Source organism: Ochrobactrum sp. SFR4 (assembly GCF_019730395.1).
Lineage (GTDB): Bacteria > Pseudomonadota > Alphaproteobacteria > Rhizobiales > Rhizobiaceae > Pseudochrobactrum.
The window spans coordinates 1-341 of the sequence record NZ_JAAPBB010000434.1; the positions used below are offsets into that span (position 1 = coordinate 1).

At 55.1% G+C, this 341-nt stretch carries 1 protein-coding gene; it reads left to right on the top strand.

The window, feature by feature from the left end; genetic code table 11:
- A partial coding sequence (locus HBA93_RS19705) for an FMN-binding negative transcriptional regulator (protein ID WP_221724417.1) occupies positions 1-341 on the top strand: 341 nt, incomplete at both ends.

Genomic DNA, 341 nt, shown 5'->3' on the forward strand with positions numbered 1-341 from the left:
ATTTACGTTCCGGTCTGCCTTCTGTGGCTATTCTGATGGATCAGGGCAGCTATATCTCCTCCTCGTGGTATCCGAACTATCCACAGCGTGACAGTGCGCCGACATGGAGCTTTATGGTCGCGCATATTCATGGCAAGCCGGAGATTATGAGCGATGCCGAGACTGTTCAGCACTTGCAGGATCTGGTGACCCATATGGAGCGCGGCCGTGACAAGCCGTGGCAGATGAAAGAGCTTGGGCCCGGTGGCATGGGACGCCGCCTGCCGAATATTCTCGGTTACACCATGCCTATCGACAAGATGGAAGTGAAATTCAAGCTCGGGCAGGATGAGCGCAGTGGT